At 71.2% G+C, this 18,219-nt stretch carries 20 protein-coding genes; 15 read left to right on the top strand and 5 right to left on the bottom strand.

Annotation, left to right across the window (positions count from 1 at the left end):
• Window positions 1-6 precede the first annotated feature (6 nt).
• The 4 genes from ACIP63_RS30990 (at window position 7) to ACIP63_RS30975 (ending at window position 2,142) form a co-directional block, all read left to right on the top strand.
• On the top strand, window positions 7-1,362 hold the full coding sequence (locus ACIP63_RS30990) for an NAD(P)/FAD-dependent oxidoreductase (RefSeq protein ID WP_401522236.1): 1,356 nt from the start codon (window positions 7-9) through the stop codon (window positions 1,360-1,362).
• Between the two features lie 196 nt (window positions 1,363-1,558).
• Window positions 1,559-1,714 (top strand): LxmA leader domain family RiPP, encoded by a 156-nt coding sequence (locus ACIP63_RS30985; protein WP_401522233.1) that lies wholly within the window; start codon window positions 1,559-1,561, stop codon window positions 1,712-1,714.
• A 56-nt stretch (window positions 1,715-1,770) separates the two neighbouring features.
• A complete protein-coding gene (locus tag ACIP63_RS30980; RefSeq protein WP_203729111.1) occupies window positions 1,771-1,926 on the top strand; it encodes an LxmA leader domain family RiPP in 156 nt (51 codons plus the stop codon).
• A 51-nt stretch (window positions 1,927-1,977) separates the two neighbouring features.
• A complete protein-coding gene (locus ACIP63_RS30975) occupies window positions 1,978-2,142 on the top strand; it encodes an LxmA leader domain family RiPP (protein WP_401522230.1) in 165 nt (54 codons plus the stop codon).
• 290 nt (window positions 2,143-2,432) lie between these two features.
• On the opposite strand, the gene ACIP63_RS30970 is transcribed toward ACIP63_RS30975, so the two are convergent.
• Together ACIP63_RS30970 and ACIP63_RS30965 are read right to left on the bottom strand one after the other, a co-directional pair.
• On the bottom strand, window positions 2,433-2,747 hold the full coding sequence (locus ACIP63_RS30970) for a transcriptional regulator (RefSeq protein ID WP_401522228.1): 315 nt from the start codon (window positions 2,745-2,747) through the stop codon (window positions 2,433-2,435).
• Window positions 2,744-3,160: a hypothetical protein gene (locus tag ACIP63_RS30965; RefSeq protein ID WP_401522225.1), complete on the bottom strand. Its 417-nt coding sequence runs from the start codon at window positions 3,158-3,160 to the stop codon at window positions 2,744-2,746. Before ACIP63_RS30965 ends, ACIP63_RS30970 begins: the two co-directional genes overlap by 4 nt.
• Window positions 3,161-3,263: 103 nt before the next feature.
• Between ACIP63_RS30965 and ACIP63_RS30960 the strand changes: the two genes are divergently transcribed.
• Genes ACIP63_RS30960 through ACIP63_RS30950 form a run of 3 tightly spaced genes read left to right on the top strand, consistent with a single transcriptional unit; the run spans window position 3,264 to window position 6,663 of the window.
• On the top strand, window positions 3,264-4,208 hold the full coding sequence (locus ACIP63_RS30960; RefSeq protein ID WP_401522222.1) for an ABC transporter ATP-binding protein: 945 nt from the start codon (window positions 3,264-3,266) through the stop codon (window positions 4,206-4,208).
• Complete coding sequence (locus tag ACIP63_RS30955) at window positions 4,205-5,371, top strand: ABC transporter permease (protein WP_401522219.1); 1,167 nt, start codon at window positions 4,205-4,207, stop codon at window positions 5,369-5,371. The genes ACIP63_RS30960 and ACIP63_RS30955 overlap by 4 nt, the downstream gene beginning before the upstream one ends.
• Window positions 5,372-5,391: 20 nt before the next feature.
• Window positions 5,392-6,663, top strand: coding sequence for a cation:proton antiporter (locus ACIP63_RS30950; RefSeq protein ID WP_401522216.1), 1,272 nt, complete (start codon window positions 5,392-5,394; stop codon window positions 6,661-6,663).
• Between the two features lie 62 nt (window positions 6,664-6,725).
• Here ACIP63_RS30950 and ACIP63_RS30945 read toward each other — a convergent pair whose 3' ends face one another.
• Window positions 6,726-7,703 (bottom strand): helix-turn-helix transcriptional regulator, encoded by a 978-nt coding sequence (locus ACIP63_RS30945; RefSeq protein WP_401522213.1) that lies wholly within the window; start codon window positions 7,701-7,703, stop codon window positions 6,726-6,728.
• A 338-nt stretch (window positions 7,704-8,041) separates the two neighbouring features.
• Here ACIP63_RS30945 and ACIP63_RS30940 point away from each other — a divergent pair, with 338 nt between their 5' ends.
• From ACIP63_RS30940 to ACIP63_RS30925, 4 genes are all read left to right on the top strand, one after another.
• Window positions 8,042-8,293: a hypothetical protein gene (locus tag ACIP63_RS30940; RefSeq protein WP_401522211.1), complete on the top strand. Its 252-nt coding sequence runs from the start codon at window positions 8,042-8,044 to the stop codon at window positions 8,291-8,293.
• The gene (locus tag ACIP63_RS30935; RefSeq protein ID WP_401522208.1) at window positions 8,290-8,652 is read left to right on the top strand and encodes a hypothetical protein; all 363 of its coding nucleotides are present in this window, start codon (window positions 8,290-8,292) and stop codon (window positions 8,650-8,652) included. The genes ACIP63_RS30940 and ACIP63_RS30935 overlap by 4 nt, the downstream gene beginning before the upstream one ends.
• Window positions 8,653-8,713: 61 nt before the next feature.
• On the top strand, window positions 8,714-9,037 hold the full coding sequence (locus ACIP63_RS30930) for a helix-turn-helix domain-containing protein (protein WP_401522205.1): 324 nt from the start codon (window positions 8,714-8,716) through the stop codon (window positions 9,035-9,037).
• A 160-nt stretch (window positions 9,038-9,197) separates the two neighbouring features.
• Entirely contained in the window at window positions 9,198-9,818 is a 621-nt protein-coding gene (locus ACIP63_RS30925) for a TetR/AcrR family transcriptional regulator (protein WP_401522487.1), read from the top strand.
• An 11-nt stretch (window positions 9,819-9,829) separates the two neighbouring features.
• Here the strand turns inward: ACIP63_RS30925 and ACIP63_RS30920 are convergent, their stop codons facing one another.
• Together ACIP63_RS30920 and ACIP63_RS30915 are read right to left on the bottom strand one after the other, a co-directional pair.
• Window positions 9,830-10,672 carry a MaoC family dehydratase gene (locus ACIP63_RS30920; protein ID WP_401522203.1) on the bottom strand — a complete coding sequence of 281 codons (843 nt, stop codon included), beginning with the start codon at window positions 10,670-10,672 and terminating at the stop codon, window positions 9,830-9,832.
• Between the two features lie 4 nt (window positions 10,673-10,676).
• Window positions 10,677-11,999: a 3-oxoacyl-ACP reductase gene (locus tag ACIP63_RS30915; protein ID WP_401522200.1), complete on the bottom strand. Its 1,323-nt coding sequence runs from the start codon at window positions 11,997-11,999 to the stop codon at window positions 10,677-10,679.
• Window positions 12,000-12,073: 74 nt separating this feature from the next.
• Between ACIP63_RS30915 and ACIP63_RS30910 the strand changes: the two genes are divergently transcribed.
• The 4 genes from ACIP63_RS30910 (at window position 12,074) to ACIP63_RS30895 (ending at window position 18,142) form a co-directional block, all read left to right on the top strand.
• Complete coding sequence (locus ACIP63_RS30910; protein WP_401522484.1) at window positions 12,074-13,351, top strand: acetyl-CoA C-acetyltransferase; 1,278 nt, start codon at window positions 12,074-12,076, stop codon at window positions 13,349-13,351.
• 122 nt (window positions 13,352-13,473) lie between these two features.
• Window positions 13,474-15,396, top strand: a complete 1,923-nt coding sequence (locus ACIP63_RS30905) for an AMP-dependent synthetase/ligase (RefSeq protein WP_401522197.1) — start codon at window positions 13,474-13,476, stop codon at window positions 15,394-15,396.
• A gap of 252 nt (window positions 15,397-15,648) precedes the next feature.
• Window positions 15,649-17,217 carry an APC family permease gene (locus ACIP63_RS30900; protein ID WP_401522194.1) on the top strand — a complete coding sequence of 523 codons (1,569 nt, stop codon included), beginning with the start codon at window positions 15,649-15,651 and terminating at the stop codon, window positions 17,215-17,217.
• A 79-nt stretch (window positions 17,218-17,296) separates the two neighbouring features.
• Window positions 17,297-18,142 carry an LLM class F420-dependent oxidoreductase gene (locus tag ACIP63_RS30895; protein WP_401522191.1) on the top strand — a complete coding sequence of 282 codons (846 nt, stop codon included), beginning with the start codon at window positions 17,297-17,299 and terminating at the stop codon, window positions 18,140-18,142.
• The last annotated feature ends 77 nt before the right edge of the window (window positions 18,143-18,219 follow it).

The following is an 18,219-nucleotide window of genomic DNA, read 5'->3' as shown; positions in this document are numbered from 1 at the left end:
TCGCTCATGTCCGAGACAACCCGCTACGACGTCGTCGTCATCGGCGGCGGCCCCGCCGGCTCCACCCTGGCAGGCCTGCTGGCCAAGCGCGGCCGCAGCGTGCTGGTACTCGAGCGGGAGTCCTTCCCGCGCTACCACATCGGGGAGTCCCTGGTCACCGGAATGATCCCGGTGATGGAGGAGCTCGGTGTCGTGGACGAGCTGGAGGCACGCTTCCAGCGCAAGACCGGCATCAACCTGGTGTGGGGCAAGGACCCGCAGCCCTGGCGCACCGACTTCAGTGCCACCGGTGGTGTGTACGACCACTCCTGGCACGTCAGGCGCGACGAGTTCGACCAGATCCTGCTGGAGAACGCCCGCAAGCTGGGTGCGACGGTGCTGGAGCAGGCCAGGGTCGACGACGTCGTCCAGGACGCGGACGGCACGGTCACCGGCGTCGTGTACACCCACGGAGGGAAGAAGCAGCAGGTCTCCGCCGCGTACACGGTGGACGCGTCCGGGCAGAACCGGGTCGTGACGCGCAAGCTCACCGACGTGACGTTCCAGGAGGACCTGCGCAACGTGGCGGTGTGGACCTACTTCGAGAGGTTCACGCCGCTGGAGGCCCCGGAGGACATCCTCGTGGAGGCCATCGACGGCGGCGGGTGGATGTGGGGCATCCCGCTGTCGGACACCGAGCTCAGCCTGGGCTACGTGCTGCCGGCCACGCAGCTCGCCGAGGCCACGGCGCAGGGCCGCTCCCGCACCGACGTCTTCCTCGAGGGCCTGGCGGGCAGCCGCATAGCCAGGACGATGGTCGACCCGGCCGACGCCGGCGAGATGCGTACCGCCCGGGACTGGTCGCACATCAGTGAGCGGTTCCACGGGCCCGGCTGGGTCGCGGTCGGTGACGCGGCGTGCTTCATCGACCCGCTGTTCTCGTCGGGTGTGTGGCTCGGGACCTCCGGTGCCTGGATGGCGTCCCGTGCCCTGGACGCGGTTCTCGACGAGCCGGGGTCCGAGGAGCAGGCCCTGGGGCGTTTCGAGGCCACCTACCAGCAGCTCTACAACGACATCCTGGCCTATGTGCGGTTCTTCATGGATCCCAACCGGCTGCGTGAGGAGTACATGGAGCGGGCCCAGGGGGTCGGGCGCATGTACATCGAGAACTCGCGGGTGGGCTTCATCAGCCTCATCTCGGGCATCAAGGCGCTGCCCGAGCTGGTGAGTTTCGACCCGATGGGCGTCGAGGGGATCCAGGAGGTCATGCAGGACCGGGCGGCCAGGGCCGAGGCCGCGAAGGCCGCGAAGGGCGGGGACGGAGAGCCGGCGGAGCCCGGCACCGAGACCGACGCGGCCGCGGTGGCCGCTCCGGTCGGCTGATCCGGCATCAATTAACGGGCGAAAGTTTCTCCTGGGCGGCGAACTCCGAAGGTGGAGCGGTTCTTCCGTCAAGCGCCGTGAAAACTCCTGTCGACTGCCGATCTCCATGGTGATGGAATCTCATTTGTCAGCAACCGCAGCCCGAAAGGAAAGCGGCCGCTGATACCAAGGAGATAAAACAAACTGGGAGTTCGACATGAACGAGAAGCTCATCGCTGGCTACGCCGCCTACACCACCGCTGACGAGTACGGCACCGCCGCCACCGGCGAGGCCCCCGCGTCCGCGGAGACGGTCGGCATCTCCATCGCCTCGGTGGCCCTCTCCATCATGTCGGTCGTCGACAAGTGCTGATCGCCTGACCCGGCCCGAAATCGACTACCGACATACAACGGAGAAGGAACCCGAAAATGAACGAGAAGCTGATCGCTGGCTACGCCGCCTACACCACCGCTGACGAGTACGGCACCGCCGCCACCGGCGAGGCCCCCGCGTCCGTGGAGACCGTGGGTATCTCCATCGCCTCGGTGGCCCTCTCCATCATGTCGGTCGTCGACAAGTGCTGATCATGTGACTCAGCCGGTTCGGCCTCCCAACCGACACCGGGAGATACCGAAATGAACGAGCAGCTGATCGCTGGTTACGCCGCCTACACCACCGCGGACGAGTACGGGACCGCCGCCACCGGCGAGGCCCCTGCCTCGATCGAGTCCGTCAGCTGGGCCGTCTCCGGCGCGGCCGTAGGGGCGAGCATCTCGCTGACCGTGCAGAACGGCTGCTGAATTCCCTTCAGCGGCCTCGCTTCAAGGATGTGTCGAATCGTGACAGAGAAGTCCTTCTCCGGGTGTGCGCACTGCCTCCGGGCCGACGGGTTCACCGAACTCGGCGACCCGGGTGAGGGAGCGGCACACGCCCGCGTGACGACGCGACCCGCCGGCCGTGACAGCGGCCTCGCGGCGAGCATCCTGCCTCTATCGGTCATCTCCTGATGGCCACACGTGGTGCGGCCTCCCGGTGTTCTCACCGGGCGGCCGCACCGCAGCCGTGTTTCTCCACCCGTCCGGGCGATGCCTCAGGCGCGGTGGCCATTGCCATGCCGTGCCGCGGTGTCGGCGATGAGCTGCAGCTCGGCCAGGTGTCCGGCGAGGGCGGCCCGGCCCTGCTCCGTGAGGGCGAGCCAGGTGCGGGGGGTCTTGCCGACATGCCCCTTGCGGACCTCCACGTAACCGGCTCCCTCGAGCGCCGCCGCGTGTTTGGAGAGGGTCGGGGCGGTGAGCGCGCAGTACTCCTGTACGGCCCGGAACTCCGCCTCGTCGCACCCGGAGAGGAACGCCGCGATCCTCAGCCGGGTGGACGAGCGAAAGGCCTCGTCGAGGCCGTCGGTCACCGGCGCACCTTCTTTGCGAGCGACACCCAGACGATCGCGCCGACCACGACCCCCATGCCGAGGAAGACCCAGCGTGTCTGCGGTGTGGCGTTCATGGCACCGATCACGTACGCCGCTCCCGCGACGACCAGCGTGGACTGGGTGCGCGCGGCCGGGCCGCGCACTCCGGTCACGCCCCGACGCGCACGGATGCGGTTGAGGAGCGCCCGGGCGCCGAGGGCCAGCCCGACGCCGACGACGACGCCGGCGACGCGGACCCACGCGCTCTCGGCGCCGATGCCGGCCAGGGCGACTCCCCCGCCCACCATCAGCCCGCACAGCGGCGGCGCCCAGGCGGGCAGAGCGGGGGTGACCGAGGCCTCGTAGGAGGTTCGGGCAGCTGCCAGGTTCTTCTGTGCTTCCTCAGCGTCCATGTTTCCATCTTGGCAGGCAGTTTCCATTTAGGCAAGTAGTTCCGCCAGGGAAAGACGAGTGTTCCCCGGCGCCCCACACCACTACCAGCAGGAGTGAACTCCCATGACAGCACTCGAAGTCGACAACCTCACCAAGCGCTACGGCCCCCACCTCGCGCTCGACTCCCTTTCCCTGCGCGTCGAGAGCGGCGACCTCTTCGGCTTCGTGGGCAGCAACGGCGCGGGCAAGACCACCACCATGCGCATCGTCGTCGGCCTGCTGGCAGCCGACAGCGGGCACGTGCGCTGGGGCGAGGAGACGCTTCCGGCCGCGGGAGTGCGCTTCGGCTACATGCCGGAGGAGCGCGGTCTCTACCCGAAGATGACGGTCGCCGCCCAGCTGACCTACCTCGCCCGGCTGCACGGACTCACCTCGCTCCAGGCCCGCCGGGCGATGCTGAGCTGGACCGACCGGCTGCGCATCACCCAGCACCGCGACAGCCCCGTCGACTCCCTGAGCCTCGGCAACCAGCAACGGGTGCAGCTCGCCGCCGCCCTGGTCCACGATCCCGGCGTCCTGGTCCTGGACGAACCCTTCTCCGGGCTGGACCCGCTGGCCGTCGACGCCATGAGCGAGGTCCTCCAGGAGAAGGCCGCCGAAGGGATCCCGGTGCTCTTCTCCAGCCACCAGCTCGAGCTCGTCGAGCGGCTCTGCGACCGGGTGGCGATCGTGCGCTCGGGGCGCCTAGCCGCCTGCGGCACCCTCGACGACCTGCGCGGCCGCCCTCAGGACGCACCGCTGGTCCTCCAGGTCGAGGGGGCCGAACCCGACTGGGCCCTGCACCACCCCGACACGATCAGCGCCTTCAAGACGCACGAGGACGGGACCTCCCTCGTCGTCGAGGCGGCACCCGGCCACGACGAGAACAGCGTGCTGCACGCCGCGACGCAGCACGGCACCGTGCGCCGGCTCACCCGCGAACGCCCCACCCTCACCCAGCTTTTCCGCGACCTCGTGGAGCCGCACGGCTCCACCACCCCCCGGAACGAGAGCGAGAACTCCCAGTGAGCACCCCCCGCAACAGCACCCTGAGCGACGTGTGGCTGGTCTACCGCCGTGAGATCGACGCGCGCCTGAGGTCCAAGGGCTACTTCATCGGCATGCTCTTCATGGTCATCGCCGTGTTCGGCCTGGTCGCCGGCCTCTACTACGCGAACGCCCCCAAGACGCACACCGTCGCCGTCTGCGGCGCTCCCGCGCAGTCCTTCGGACCCGCACCGCCGGGCATCAGCCTCAGCGCGTGCACGGACGAGGCGGCGGGCCGCGACCGCGTGGCCGACAAGGACGCGGACGCCGCGGTCACCGTCTCAGGCTCCCGCGTCAGTGTGCTGAGCCGCTCCGACTCGCCGCCCCAGGCGCAGGCCTCGGCGGTCGCTCTGGCCAAGGCATGGGCCACGCAGCGCGCCTACGACCGGCAGCGGATCGACACCGCGGCGCTGCAGCGTGACGTCGCCGCAGCGGGCCCGGCCCTCGTCACCGTCGGCGGTGGCGGCCCCAACGGCACCGAGATCGGTGCGGCCATCAGCATGGTCGTCGTCCTGTTCATGCAGATCATCGGCCAGGGCTCCCTGGTCGCCCAGGGGGTCGTGGAGGAGAAGTCCACCCGTGTCGTCGAGGTGCTCCTGGCCACCCTCACCCCTCTGCGGCTCATGATGGGGAAGGTCGCGGGCATCGGCACGGCCGCTGTTTTGCAGATAGTCGTGCTGGTCGCGGCCGTGGTCGGCGCACGGTCGATGTTCGGGGACAGGACCGAGGGGCTGCCCTCGACGGCGGCCCTGATCAGCGCCGCCCTGTGGTTCCTGCTCACCTTCACCCTGTTCGCCTACCTGTTCGCCGCCGCCGGCTCCCTGGTCTCACGCCCCGAGGACCTCCAGTCGGTCCTCATGCCCGTCATGGTTCTGGCCCTGGCGCCCGTGGGCGTCGCCGCGGCGGCGGCCGGTGACCTGAACGCCGGCTGGGTCGGCATCGTTCAGTACGTCCCGCCCTTCTCCGGGCTCCTGATGCCGCTGCAGGCCAGCGTGGGCAACGTCTCGCTGCTCCAGCAGCTCGCCGCGGCGGCGCTCATGGCGGGGGCGACCGGTGGCTGCGTCTGGCTGGCCGCACGCATCTACTCCAACAGCATTCTGAAGATCGGCTCCGCGGTGCGCTGGCGTCACGCCCTCGCGGCCTGACCACACGAAAAGGACCGGACATGATGCCGCATCTGCTCACCCTGCTGCACGGCGCCGCAGCTCTGCTGGTCGCCCTCGCCCTGGCCGCCGTCGGCCGCCGCGCGGCGGTGCGCCTGCGCCAGCCCGACGTCATCGGCGAGATCGGCGTCGGGCTCCTGGCGGGACCGCTCCTGCTGGCGGTGCTGGGCCGCTCCGCCTTCGACGCGGTCCTGCCCGCCGACGTCGTCCGGGGGCTGACGGTGATCGGCCAGGGCGCACTCGCCCTCTACCTGGTCGGTCTCGCCCACCACCTGCGCGGACGGGCCGAACGTCCCGGCAAGGCCACCGTCGGCTGGGTGGCGGCCGGTTCGCTGATCCCGGCCATGCTGACGGGAGCCCTGCTCGCCTGGGGAGTCATCGCCTTCGGTGACCAGGCCGTACGAGGCGCCGCCCCGGCACCCGCGTTCGTCCTGATGACCGCCGTCTCCATGTCGATCAGTGCTGTGCCCGTCATGGCCCGTATCCTCACCTTCCGCCGGATGCAGGACAGCCCCAGCGGCACCCTGACCATGGCGGCCGCCGTCGTGATCGACAGCGTGGGATGGCTGCTGCTCACCCTCGCCATCTGCCTGAACGCACGTACGGTGAGCAATCTCGTCGGCTGCCTCACCGCACTGGCCGTCGGCGTGGTCCTGATGCTCGTCCTCCGGGCCGCCCTGCGTTCCCGGACCGCCCGGCTGCTGGTAGTCGGCCGGAAGCGGACGATGACCGTCTTCCTCGCCGTCGCAGCCTGCTCCATGGGCTACGCCATGGAGCACCTGGGCATGACAGCCATTCTCGGCGCCGCGATGGTGGGCTTCGCCGTGCCGGGCGGAGCCGGCACACCATGGAACGCGGCCGTGGCCGGCGTCTCGCGCGCCGGCCGCTTCGTGGTCCCCGTGTTCTTCGTGGTCACCGGTGTGAACGTCCTCAGCAGTGCCTACGGATCGGTGTCCTGGTATCTGCTCCTGGCGACGGTCGTCCTGGGAGTCGCGGGCAAGACCCTGGGGGGTTACGCGGGGGCCCGGCTGGCGGGCCGGCCGCCCGCGGTGGCCCGGGAGGTGGGTGTGCTGATGAACACCCGCGGGCTCACCGAGCTCATCGTGCTCCAGGCCGGGGTCAGCGCGGGCATCCTCACCGGCCCCATGACCCTGGCCCTGGTCGTCATGGCCCTGGCCACGACGGCGATGACCGGCCCCATGCTGTCGCTGCTGGAGCGCAAGGCCCCGCCGCCCGTCCCGGAGCCGGCCCGGACACCGGTGGCGGCCGTGTGAGGCCGGACCGGCCTTCCGGAGCCGCCCTGTGAGGACGGGCCCGCCTTCCGGAGCCGCCCTGGCTAGAGCCAGCCCCGTTCGCGGGCGAGCAGGGCGGCCTGGAAGCGGTTGCTCGCGTCCAGCCGGCGCATCAGGGCGGCCACGTGCTTGCGGTAGGTCCGCAGCGCGATGCCCACCTCACGCGCCCCGACCTCGTCCTTGTCCGCCGTACACAACGAGTGCAGGATCTTGCGCTCCAGCTCCGTCAGTGTGCCTTCGGGCTCGTCGGCGGGCTCGCCCTCCGGAACGCACAGCGGATCCGCGCTGCTCCACATGCGTTCGAACAGGGAGACCAGCGCGGCGACGAGGCCGGGCTCGCGCGTCAGGATCGCGCCCTTCGCGGTGTGCGCCGGGTCCAGAGGTGTCAGAGCGGCGGCCCGGTCGCAGATGATCAGACGCTCGATCGGATCGCGCGCGATGCGGATGGCGGCCCCTTTGCCCACCAGTTCACGCAGGTAGGCCATGGTCGGCGGATCCTCCCGGGCGGCGTGACCGACCACCGTGCGCATACGCACACCGCGGCGCAGCACCCGCTCGTCGATGGGACGGGCGTGCGAGATGCTCTCCTTGCTGAGCACCCCGGTGGGATTCGTGGTCAGACTCTCGTCCCAGGTGAAGAACGTCAGCTCGTCGATGGCCGCCCTCACCGCAGCCATGCCGGTCAGCTGCACGGACTGCCCGTCTCCCAGGTGCCCGACCGGAGAAGGGGCGCGGCGCTCCGCGATCAGGGCGTCGACGATGCCGCCGGCGTGGACTTCGCTCTGCAGGCGCAGCTCGAGACGCCTGACCGCAGCGGCCACCAGCCCTTCGACCGCCTTCGCCGGTGACAGCGGGGTGAGGACCCCGGAGGCCGATGTGTTCGCCAGTTCGAGCTCGACCAGCTGACGGCAGACCTCTTCGGCCTGCTCCGTGCCGTAGCCGCACTGTCCGGCCAGTTCGTCGGGCGACGCCTGCCCGGTTCTCAGCAGCGCCCGGTAGGCCCGTTCGACTTCGGTGTCCACACCGAGAAATCCCAAATCCTGCCGCACGGCCACCCCCGGCTTCACTCGCGTGCATGTGCACGCACCGGTGCGGAACGCAGATGTCCGCATCGGGTACGCACCGACAGGTTACGTACCCACGTGCTCACTACAACCTTCACGACGTGCCCAGCTGATGAAGTGCCAGGGCAGGGTCTGAGCGAGCGCCTCCCGGAGACGGGCCGGCATGCAGCATGCGGCACCCCGAGATGCATCAAGGTGCACGTTCGGCAGCGGCACAAGCACCGTGCGAAACGGCAGAGTTCTGGCTACGGCCCCACCGCACGGGTGCCGGATGAGAGTCTTACCCAGGGGGAATCATGAAGCAGTCACACCGCACCGTCTTGGTCCGTACGCACGTCCGCACGCGCAGAGTCGTCACCTCGGTCACCGCGGCGCTCGCCCTGTGCCTCCTGGGCGCGGGGACGGCCGCCGCCGACGGGGGAGCCGCACCGGGGCCGGATGCCACCGCTCTCTGTTGCGACGTCCCGTTCGGGCCCGCCATCGGCCTGATCGAGGACCTCCTGGGCGAGATCGTGATCGACACCGGGGACGTGCACGACTGGGGATGAGCCGTCCCCGGAGCCGCCGGGCCCGCGACGACGCGGGCCGGCTGCCCGGCACGGCCTGCCCCGAGAGGCCATACCGAGAGGGCAAGAGCAACGTGACCGTTGCCCACCACTTCCGCATCGCGGTCTCGGCAGCCGCGCCCGCCGGCGCCGCCCCCGAGACCGCCGCTGTCCGGTTGATCACCCTGCTGCCCGCGCCATGGACGGGGGCCATCGTGGAGTGCGCCGACGGCGCGGCCGTCATCGCGGTCACGCCTCCGGGCGCGGTGTCCGCGCCCGAGGTCGAGCGCACCGTCGAGGAGATCGTGCGCGGCCGGGCACTGACCGGATGGACGAGTTCCCCCGTAGAACACGACGCCTAGACAAGGGAGACGTGGCATGCCGAGGCCGCCCGCGTTGCCTCCGGAGGAGAAAGTCTCGATCTTGCTCGCCATACTGGCCGGTGAGATCACAGCAGCCGACGCGGCCCGCCGGGCCGGCGTGTCCGCCCAGGCCATCAGCGTCTGGAAGAAGCGCTTCATCGAAGCGGGCAGGACCGGCCTGGAGGCGGCCCCCGCCCCCACCGCCGTACGGGAGCAGGAGCTGGCGGCAGAGGTCGACCAGCTCCGTAAGGCCCTGAGCGACTCCTATCTGCAGTACCAGGCGATGCGCCGGGCACTCGCCCGCCCGGCCGCCCGGCAGGGCCCGGCCGTCCACCTCCAGCAGCGGCAGGCCCCGGGCTCCGGACGCCCGCTCCTCGCGGGCTGAGCCCCGCCCCCGCCGGCCCGGTGGGACGACTACCGGCCATCGTGGCCGGGCCCCGTTCCGCCCCTACGACGGCGGGCGGGGCCGCGCCGTACTCTTACCGAGGAGTAGGCAGTGGGGGGCGGGAGGGACGTCTGACGTGAGTGCAGTGAAGAGCAAACGGATGCCGCGCGCGGTGCGTGAGCAGCAGATGATGGACGCGGCCGTGCGGATTTTCGCGCAGCGCGGGTACCGGGCCGCCTCGATGGACGAGATCGCGGAACTGGCCGGTGTGTCCAAGCCCTTGGTCTATCTGTACCTGAATTCCAAGGAGGAGCTCTTCACCGCGTGCATCCGCCGGGAGTCGAAAGCGCTGGTGGAGGCCGTGCAGGCCGCTGTGGAGCCGGGGATTCCGGCTGACCGGCAACTGTGGTCGGGGCTGCGGGGGTTCTTCACACACACCGCGGAGAACCCGGACGGATGGGCGGTCCTCCACCAGCAGGCGAGCTCGCACGGGGAGCCGTTCGTCAGCGAGGTGGGGGCCCTGCGTGAGGAGATCGTTGCGTTCGTGACGGGTCTGATCGGCGCGGCGGCACGTGAGGCGCACAGCGATCCGGCGCTGCCCGACCGGGATGTGGCGGGACTCGCGCAGGCGCTGGTGGGGGCGGCGGAGGCGCTCGCCGGGTGGGCGAACGCCACTCCCGGAGTCTCGGCCAAGGAGGCCGCCTCCACCCTGATGAACTTCTCGTGGGCGGGCCTGGAGAACCTCATGCACGGGCGCGGCTGGCAGTCCCGGGGGGATTGAGCGGAAGCTTCTCAGCCCTCCCGGACCACGCTGCCGGTGAGGTGGACGCGGCTGCCGCCGCGCACCTGGAAGGCGGTGCCGTCGGTGGCGTACGTGACGGTGGAGGGCAGCAGGACGGGCGCTTTGAAGTCCGCCCGCACGGACCGGATCCGGCCCGTCCCGACGGAGTCGCTCCCGCCCTCGGCCTCCGCCAGGCAGCGGGCGACGGTCCACATGCCGTGCGCGATGTGCCGGGGAAAGCCGAAGAGCCGTGCTGTCAGAGGGTGGAGATGGATGGGGTTCCGGTCGCCCGAAGCGGCCCCGTACCGCCGCCCGAGGTCGGCGGGCAGCCGCCATTCGGCCACGGCGGGCAGCTCCGGGGGTGAGGCATGGGAAGGGGGCGGCGGTGCTGCCTCCGCTCCGGTCGCGTGCCGGGACAGGTAGCCGCTGCGTGACTCCCAGACGAGTGCCCCGGCGATCCGCGCCTCGGTGACCATCGTGACCTCCGTGCCGCGCCGGTGCGGCGTGAGCCCGTCGGCGTACACGGTGAGTTCGAGCGCGTCCGTCGGCTGCAACGCCCGGTGTGCGGTGATCTCGATCCAGGTGTGGACCAGTCCGAGCACCGGCAGGGGGAAGCCGCGGCCCGTCATCAGCCGCATGGCCAGGGGGAAGCCCAGGACGTGCGGGTAGGTGAGCGGCAGCGGGCCCGATTCGGCGAAGCCGCAGAGCCTGCTGTACGCGGCGAGGGGGCCGGGGGCGATGCGTCCGGGCGGGATCACCTCACGGGCCGGGGGCAGGGGGGCGCCGGGGCGCCCGGCCCGCTTGAAGGGTGAGGTGACTGCTCCGCGGACGAGTGAGAGGCTCAGGCCGTTCATGGCGTCACGCCCCCAGCAGGCTCTGGCCGCAGACCCGTACGACCTGGCCGTTGACCGCTCCGGACGCGGGCTGGGCGAACCAGGCGGTGGTCTCCGCGACATCGACCGGAAGGCCGCCCTGGGACAGGGAGTTCATCCGGCGCCCGGCCTCCCGGATGAAGAGGGGTACGGCGGCGGTCATCTTCGTCTCGATGAAGCCCGGTGCGACGGCGTTGACGGTGATGCCGTGTTCGGCGGCGGCGCGCGGGGCCAGGGAGCGGACCAGGCCGATGATTCCGGCCTTGCTGGCCGCGTAGTTGGTCTGGCCGTTGTTGCCCGCGATCCCGGCGATGGACGCGGTGGCGACGATCCGGCCGCCGCGGCGCAGGGTGCCCGACCCGATGAGGGCGTCCGTGGTGCGCAGGACGCTGTCGAGGTTGACGTCGATGACCGAGGCCCAGCGGTCGGCCGGCATGTTGGCGAGCCTGCGGTCCCGGGTGATGCCGGCGTTGTGGACGAGGATGTCGAGGCCGTCGGGGACGGCGGCGGCGATCAGTTCGGCGGCATCCGGTGCGGTGATGTCCAGCGGCAGGGCGGTGGCGCCGAGGCGGTCCGCGGTGCGGACGAGCTCCTCCTGGGCCTGCGGGACGTCCAGGCAGATCACCTGGGCGCCGTCCCTGGCGAGGACGGAGGCGACGGACGCGCCGATGCCGCGCGCCGAGCCGGTGACCAGGGCGGTGCGCCCGGACAGCGGCGCCGCCCAGTCGGCGACCTCGCCGGGCGCGTCGGCGGTGAGCTCGACGACCTGGCCGCTGACGTAGGCGGAGCGGGGGGAGAGCAGGAAGCGGAGGGTGGACTCCGCGGAGGCGGCGCCCGCACCGGGCGCGAGCCGCAGCAACTGCGCCGTGGCGCCCCGGCCGATCTCCTTGCCGAGCGAGCGTACGAACCCTTCGAGGGCCTGCTGTGCCGCCGCCTGGTGGTGGTCGTCGGGGGACGGCGTGGTCCCGAGGACGACGACGCGGCCGCCGCCGGCCAGCGAGCGGACGACGGGGTGGAGGGCGGCGTGTACGTCGGCGAGTCCCGCGGCCGTGGTCACTCCGGTGGCGTCCAGGACGACGGCGGCCGGGCGTTCGGCCCGGTCGGTGACCTTCAGCCCGGTCGCGGCGAGTACCGGGCCGAGTGTGCCGGAGTGGGCGGAGCTGCCTGCGGTGAGGTGGAGCAACGGCCCGTCGAGGGACGGGGTTTCCAGTGTCCAGCGGCGCAGCGGGGCGGGCTGCGGCAGGCCGAGCGTGCGGGTCAGGAAGCGGCCGGGTGCCGTGCCGGTGAAGTGCAGATAGCGATCGGCCATTGTCTGGACTCCTGCTCGGTCGTAGATTTACTCCAGAGTAAGGTTACTCAAGGGTCAGGAGTTGTCGAGATGAGCTGGTCGAGTTGATTCCCCTCGCACTTCCGCAGCCGCGCCGGGTCGCGGTCATCGGTGGCAGTCGCATCCCGTTCGCACGCTCCGACGGCCCGTACGCGCAGGCGTCGAACCAGGACATGCTGACCGCCGCGCTGGACGGACTCGTCGAGCGCTTCGGCCTGCGAGGACAGCGGGTCGGCGAGTTCGTCGCCGGCGCGGTCCTCAAGCACAGCCGGGACTTCAACCTGGCCCGTGAGACCGTCCTGGGCTCCGCCCTGGACCCGCGCACGCCCGCGTACGACATCCAGCAGGCGTGCGGCACCGGGTTGCAGGCCGTCGTCGCCGCGGCCAACAAGATCGCGCTCGGTGCGGTCGACTCGGCGATCGCGGGAGGCGCGGACACCACCAGCGACGCGCCCCTCGGGGTCAACGACCGGCTGCGCCGGATTTTGCTGGAGGCGCGCCGCGCCAAGTCGGCGGGGGCCAGGATCAAGGCGCTCGCAGCCGTACGCCCCGGGCACCTCGTCCCGGACATCCCCCGCAACTCCGAGCCCCGCACCGGCCTTTCGATGGGCGAGCACGCGGCGGTCACCGCCCGGAAGTGGGCGGTGAGCCGCCAGGACCAGGACCTGCTGGCCGCCACCAGCCACCAGCGGCTCGCCGCGGCCTACGAACGCGGCTTCCTGGACGACCTCGTCGTCCCGTATCGCGGCCTGGACCGCGACCAGAACCTGCGTCCCGGCTCCACGGTGGAGAAACTCGCCACGCTGAAGCCGGTGTTCGGCGCGGATCATCCCGACGCGACGATGACCGCGGGTAATTCGACCCCGCTCACCGACGGCGCGGCCACCGTCCTGCTGGCGAGCGAGGAGTGGGCCGAGGCGCACGGCCTGGAACCGCTGGCGTATCTGTCGCTGTACGAGACGGCCGCAGTGGACCACGTGAACGGCGAGGACGGGCTCCTGATGGCGCCCGCGTACGCCGTGCCGCGCATGCTGGAGCGCGCCGGGCTCACCATGGAGGACTTCGACCTCGTCGAGATCCACGAGGCCTTCGCCTCCCAGGTCCTCGCCACCCTGGCGTCCTGGGAGGAGCAGGGGCTCGCGCCCGTGGACAGGGACAAGCTGAACGTGGTCGGATCGTCCCTCGCCACCGGCCACCCCTTCGCCGCGACCGGCGCCCGGATCGTGGCGACCCTGGCCAAGCTCCTCGGCGAGCGGGGGGCGCCAGGCCGGGGCCTGATCTCGATCTGCGCGGCGGGCGGCCAGGGGGTCACCGCCGTACTGGAACGCCCCTGACCGCAACCGCAGCCCCCTCAGCCGCCATCCGTACGTGAACGACCCCGCGCACCCAGCAGCCGCCTCGGCGCCGGACCCCAGGGACGGGGCCCGGCGCCGTACCCCACGTCGAGGAGCCGCTCGTGACCACGCCCGCCCCCGCCGCCGTACCCGCCGCGCCCACCGTTCCGGTCCTGGTCGAGCCGACCAAGGTCAGGGCGGCCGACGGCTCCGTACGGGAAGTCTCCGTGCCGCCGCTCGCGCCGGCCGTGCGACGTGGCTCGCTCGCCGAGATCCCCTTCGACAACGCCCGGGAGGCCCCGTCCGAGGCGGTCCTCAGCCGCAAGCAGGCCGACGGCAGCTGGCAGGACGTGACCGCCGCCGAGTTCGCCGCCGAGGTGCTGGCCGTCGCCAAGGGCCTGGTCGCGGAGGGCCTGCAGAGCGGTGACCGGGTCGCGATCATGGCCCGTACGACCTACGAGTGGACGCTGCTCGACTTCGCGTCCTGGGCGGCCGGGCTGGTCACCGTGCCCGTCTACCCCACCTCGTCGGCCTTCCAGACGCGCTGGATCCTCCAGGACTCCGGCGCCGTCGCCTGCGCGGTGGAGACCAAGGAGCAGGGGCGGCTGGTCAGCCAGGAGAGGCAGCAGCTCGGGGACCTCGCCCATCTGTGGCAGTTCGACACGGGCGCGATCGGCCGGCTGAAGACGCTCGGCAAGGACGTACCCGACGCGGCCGTCACCGCCCGGCGGAGCGCCCTGGAACCGGACAGCCCCGCCACCCTCATCTACACCTCCGGGACCACGGCCCGGCCCAAGGGCTGCGTCCTGACCCACGGGAACTTCTTCGCCGAGGTCGACAACGCCATCGAGCTGCTCCACCCGGTCTTCAAGTCGGTCTCCAAGTACCCCGCGTCCACCCTCCTGTTCCTGCCCCTCTCGCACGTCTTCGGCCGGATGGTCGCGATCGGCTGCATGCGGGCACGGGTACGGCTCGGGCACGCGCCGTCCATCCGGACGGAGGACCTGCTCGCGGACCTGGCAGGCTTCAAGCCGTCGTTCCTGCTGGCCATCCCGTACGTCCTGGAGAAGGTCTTCAACACCGGCCGGGCCACCGCCGAGAAGATGGGGCGCGCCTCGTCCTTCGACCGTGCGGCCCGGATCGCGCGGCGTTACGGCGAGGCGGTCGAGGCCGCCGAACACGGCACGGGCCCCGGCCCAGGCCTGGGACTCCGCGCCGCCCGCGCCCTCTACGACCCGCTGGTCTACCGGCGCATCCGGGCCGCGCTGGGCGGCCACGTCCGGTACGCGATCTGCGGCGGCTCCCCGCTGGGACGCAGGCTCGCCGCGTTCTACGCGGGGGCCGGCATGCAGATCTTCGAGGGCTACGGCCTGACCGAGACCACCGCCGCCGCCACGGTCACCCCGCCGCTCAAGCCCCGCCTGGGCACGGTGGGATGGCCGCTGCCGGGCACCGCCGTGCGCATCGCGGACGACGGGGAGGTGCTGCTCAGCGGGGGCCAGGTCTTCCGGGGCTACTGGGACACCGAGCGCGGCGAGGCCACCCCGTATCTGGAGGACGGCTGGTTCGCGACGGGCGACCTGGGGGCTCTGGACGAGGACGGCTACCTCACGATCACCGGCCGCAAGAAGGACATCATCATCACGTCCGGCGGCAAGAACGTCACCCCCGCCCCGCTGGAGGACTGGCTGCGCGCCCACCCGCTGGTCAGCCAGTGCATGGTCGTGGGGGACAACCGGTCGTTCATCAGCGCCCTGATCACCCTGGAGCCGGACGGCCTCGCGCACTGGCGCCGGATGCGGAAGAAGGAGGGCGTCCCCCTGCGCGAGCTCGTCGAGGACGAGGAGCTGCGCGCGGCGCTGCAGCGTGCGGTGGACGAGGCCAACCGGCTGGTCTCGCGCGCGGAGTCCATCCGTAGGTTCACGGTCCTGCCCAAGGACTTCACCGAGGAGAGCGGTCACCTCACGCCGTCGCTGAAGCTGAAGCGCGACGCGATCCTCCGGGACTTCGACGCGGAGATCGAGGAGCTGTACCGCAAGCGGTAGCGAGGCCGTGGGGGCGTCCGGCCGGCCCGGGCGCAACCACGCGACGGACAAATTTTGAATCACCACAAAAGGGACGGTGGTGCGATTCCCGTACGCTTGCTCGTCCTCGTGTGGGTCATTGAATGCAAGGTCATGTTCACCTGAAGCTTTCGATCCATGTGCTCAAGTCCCGCCGTGGTGTGCGTAATCAAGGGTGAGACGTCGGAGTCTCATCCTCCGGATGTGGAAAACGCAGCGCATAGCGTCCTCTCCATGACAGAGCTGGACGCGCGGCCACAGGCCGGAGACACGGTACGGGGAAGTGCCCCGGCCGACGGTGGCGTACGCGAGAAGGGGCTCGGCGGGAACTCCGTCGGCCTGATGGGCAGTGCCGTCCTCGGCATCTCCACCGTCGCCCCGGTGTACTGCCTGACCTCCACCCTCGGCTCCACCGCCGGTGAGGTCGGCGCGCAGATGCCCGCCGTGTTCCTGGCCGGGTTCCTCCCGATGCTGCTGGTCGCCTTCGCGTACCGGGAGCTCAACAAGGCCGTGCCGGACTGCGGCACCTCGTTCACCTGGACGGTGAAGGCCTTCGGGCCGCGCCTGGGCTGGATGTGCGGCTGGGGCCTGGTGATCGCCACGATCATCGTCCTGTCGAACCTCGCGGGCGTCGCCACCTCCTACTTCTGGCTGCTGGCCGGTGAGATCACCGGCAGCGGCTCGGTGGCCGCACTGGACGACAGCAAACCGGTCCACATCCTCACGTGCCTCCTCCTGATCGCCGTGGCGACGGCCATCAGCTACCGGGGGATGACGGCCACCAAGGGCATTCAGTACACCCTCGTGGCCCTCCAGCTCGTGGTCCTCGCGGTGTTCGTCGCGATGGCCGTGCAGAAGGCGGGCAGCGGCGAACTGGCCGCGACCTCGACGGACTTCTCCTGGTCCTGGCTGAACCCGTTCGCCGTCCAGTCCTTCGGCGCCTTCACCGCGGGGCTGTCCCTCTCCATCTTCATGTTCTGGGGCTGGGACACCTGTCTCACCGCCAACGAGGAGACCACCGGCAGCGAGAAGACCCCCGGCCGTGCCGCACTCATCGCGATGGTCGTCCTGGTCGGCTCCTACCTCGCCACCGGCATCGCCGCCCAGATGGCCGTCGGCACCGGCGACGCGGGCCTCGGCCTCGCCAACCCGGAGACCTCCGACAACGTCTTCGCGGCCCTGGCCGGACCGGTCATGGGCCCCGGCCTCGGCATCCTGCTCTTCGTCGCGGTGCTCGCCTCGGCCGCCGCGAGCCTGCAGACCACCTTCATCCCGGTGGCGCGCACGGTCCTGGCGATGGCGGCGTACGAGGCACTGCCCGCCTCGTACGCCAAGGTCCACCCCCGCTTCCGTACGCCCGGCAGGGCCACGGTCGTCGCGGGCGTCGCGACCGGGGTGTTCTACACGGTGATGACCCTGGTCAGCGAGCACGTCCTGGTCGACACGATCTACGCGCTCGGCCTGATGATCTGCTTCTACTACGCGCTCACGGCCTTCGCCTGCGCCTGGTACTTCCGCGCCGACCTCACCCGGTCCGCCCGCGACCTCGTCTTCAAGGGCCTGTTCCCGGTCGTCGGCGGCATCCTGCTCACGGCGGTCTTCGGCAAGACCCTGTACGACATGTGGGACCCGGCCTACGGCTCCGGTTCCTCCGTGTTCGGCGTCGGCTCCGTCTTCGTCATCGGCGTCGGGCTGCTGCTGCTCGGTGTGGTGCTGATGGAGGCCATGCGCCGCCGGGGCCCGGCGTTCTTCCGGGGTGAGGTGCTGACGAAGGAGACCCCGGCGCTGGTCGTGCAGGACTGAATCACCTGGCGAGGGCCCGATTCACCCGCCGCACGGCATACGTTGGGACCCGTCACGGACGACGACGGAGGTGCCTCGCATGCGGATCGCCACAACGATCTTCCTCACCGACGAGACGATCACGCCGGTCCGGCTCGCTCGCGAGCTGGAGCAGCGGGGATTCGCCGGGCTGTATCTGCCCGAGCACACCCACATCCCCGTGAGCCGGGAGAGCCCGTATCCGGCGGGCGGCGAGCTCCCGCCCGAATACGGCCGCACCCTCGACCCCTTCGTCGCCCTGGGGCAGGCCGCCGCCGTCACCGAACGGCTGGCCCTCGGCACCGGCATCACACTGATCGCCCAGCACGACCCCATCGACCTGGCGAAGCAGGCCGCGACGCTCGACCACCTCTCCGGCGGCCGGTTCACACTCGGCATCGGCTTCGGCTGGAATGTGGAGGAGGCCGCCGACCACGGGGTGGAGTGGTCGACCCGGCGCGCCCTCGGCAGCGACCGGCTGGCCCTGATGCGTGCCCTCTGGGCGGCGGAACCGACGGCGTACGAGGGTGAGTTCGGCTCGGTCCGGGCGAGCCACGCCCACCCGAAGCCGGTGCAGGCGCCGCGCGGCCCGGTGAACGGTCCGCGCACCCTCATCGGCGGGGCGGCTGGGCCGAAGCTGTTCGCGCAGATCGCCCGGGACGCGGACGGCTGGCTGCCGATCGGCGGGCGCGGCCTGTCGGAGTCCGTGCCGAAGCTGCGCGCCGCCTGGGAGGAGGCCGGCCGCGACCCGGAGCAGCTCCAGGTGGTGCCCTACGCCGTGCGGCCCTCGCCGGGAAAGCTGGCGCACTACGCGGATCTCGGTGTCGACGAGGTCGTCCTCCAGCTGCCCCCGGCCGGGGAGGCGGAGGTGCTGCGCGCCCTGGACGCGTACGCCGCCCATCTGTGAGGGAGCTGGGGCCCGGTAGCCACCGGCCGTGGGCTTCCCGTGCAACCATCGACGCTAAAATCGCATCTATCACCTCC

This window comes from Streptomyces sp. NPDC088746, assembly GCF_044751065.1.
Classification (GTDB): domain Bacteria; phylum Actinomycetota; class Actinomycetes; order Streptomycetales; family Streptomycetaceae; genus Streptomyces.
Note: the sequence above shows the minus strand (reverse complement) of the source record. Positions and strands in the feature narration are given on the sequence as shown.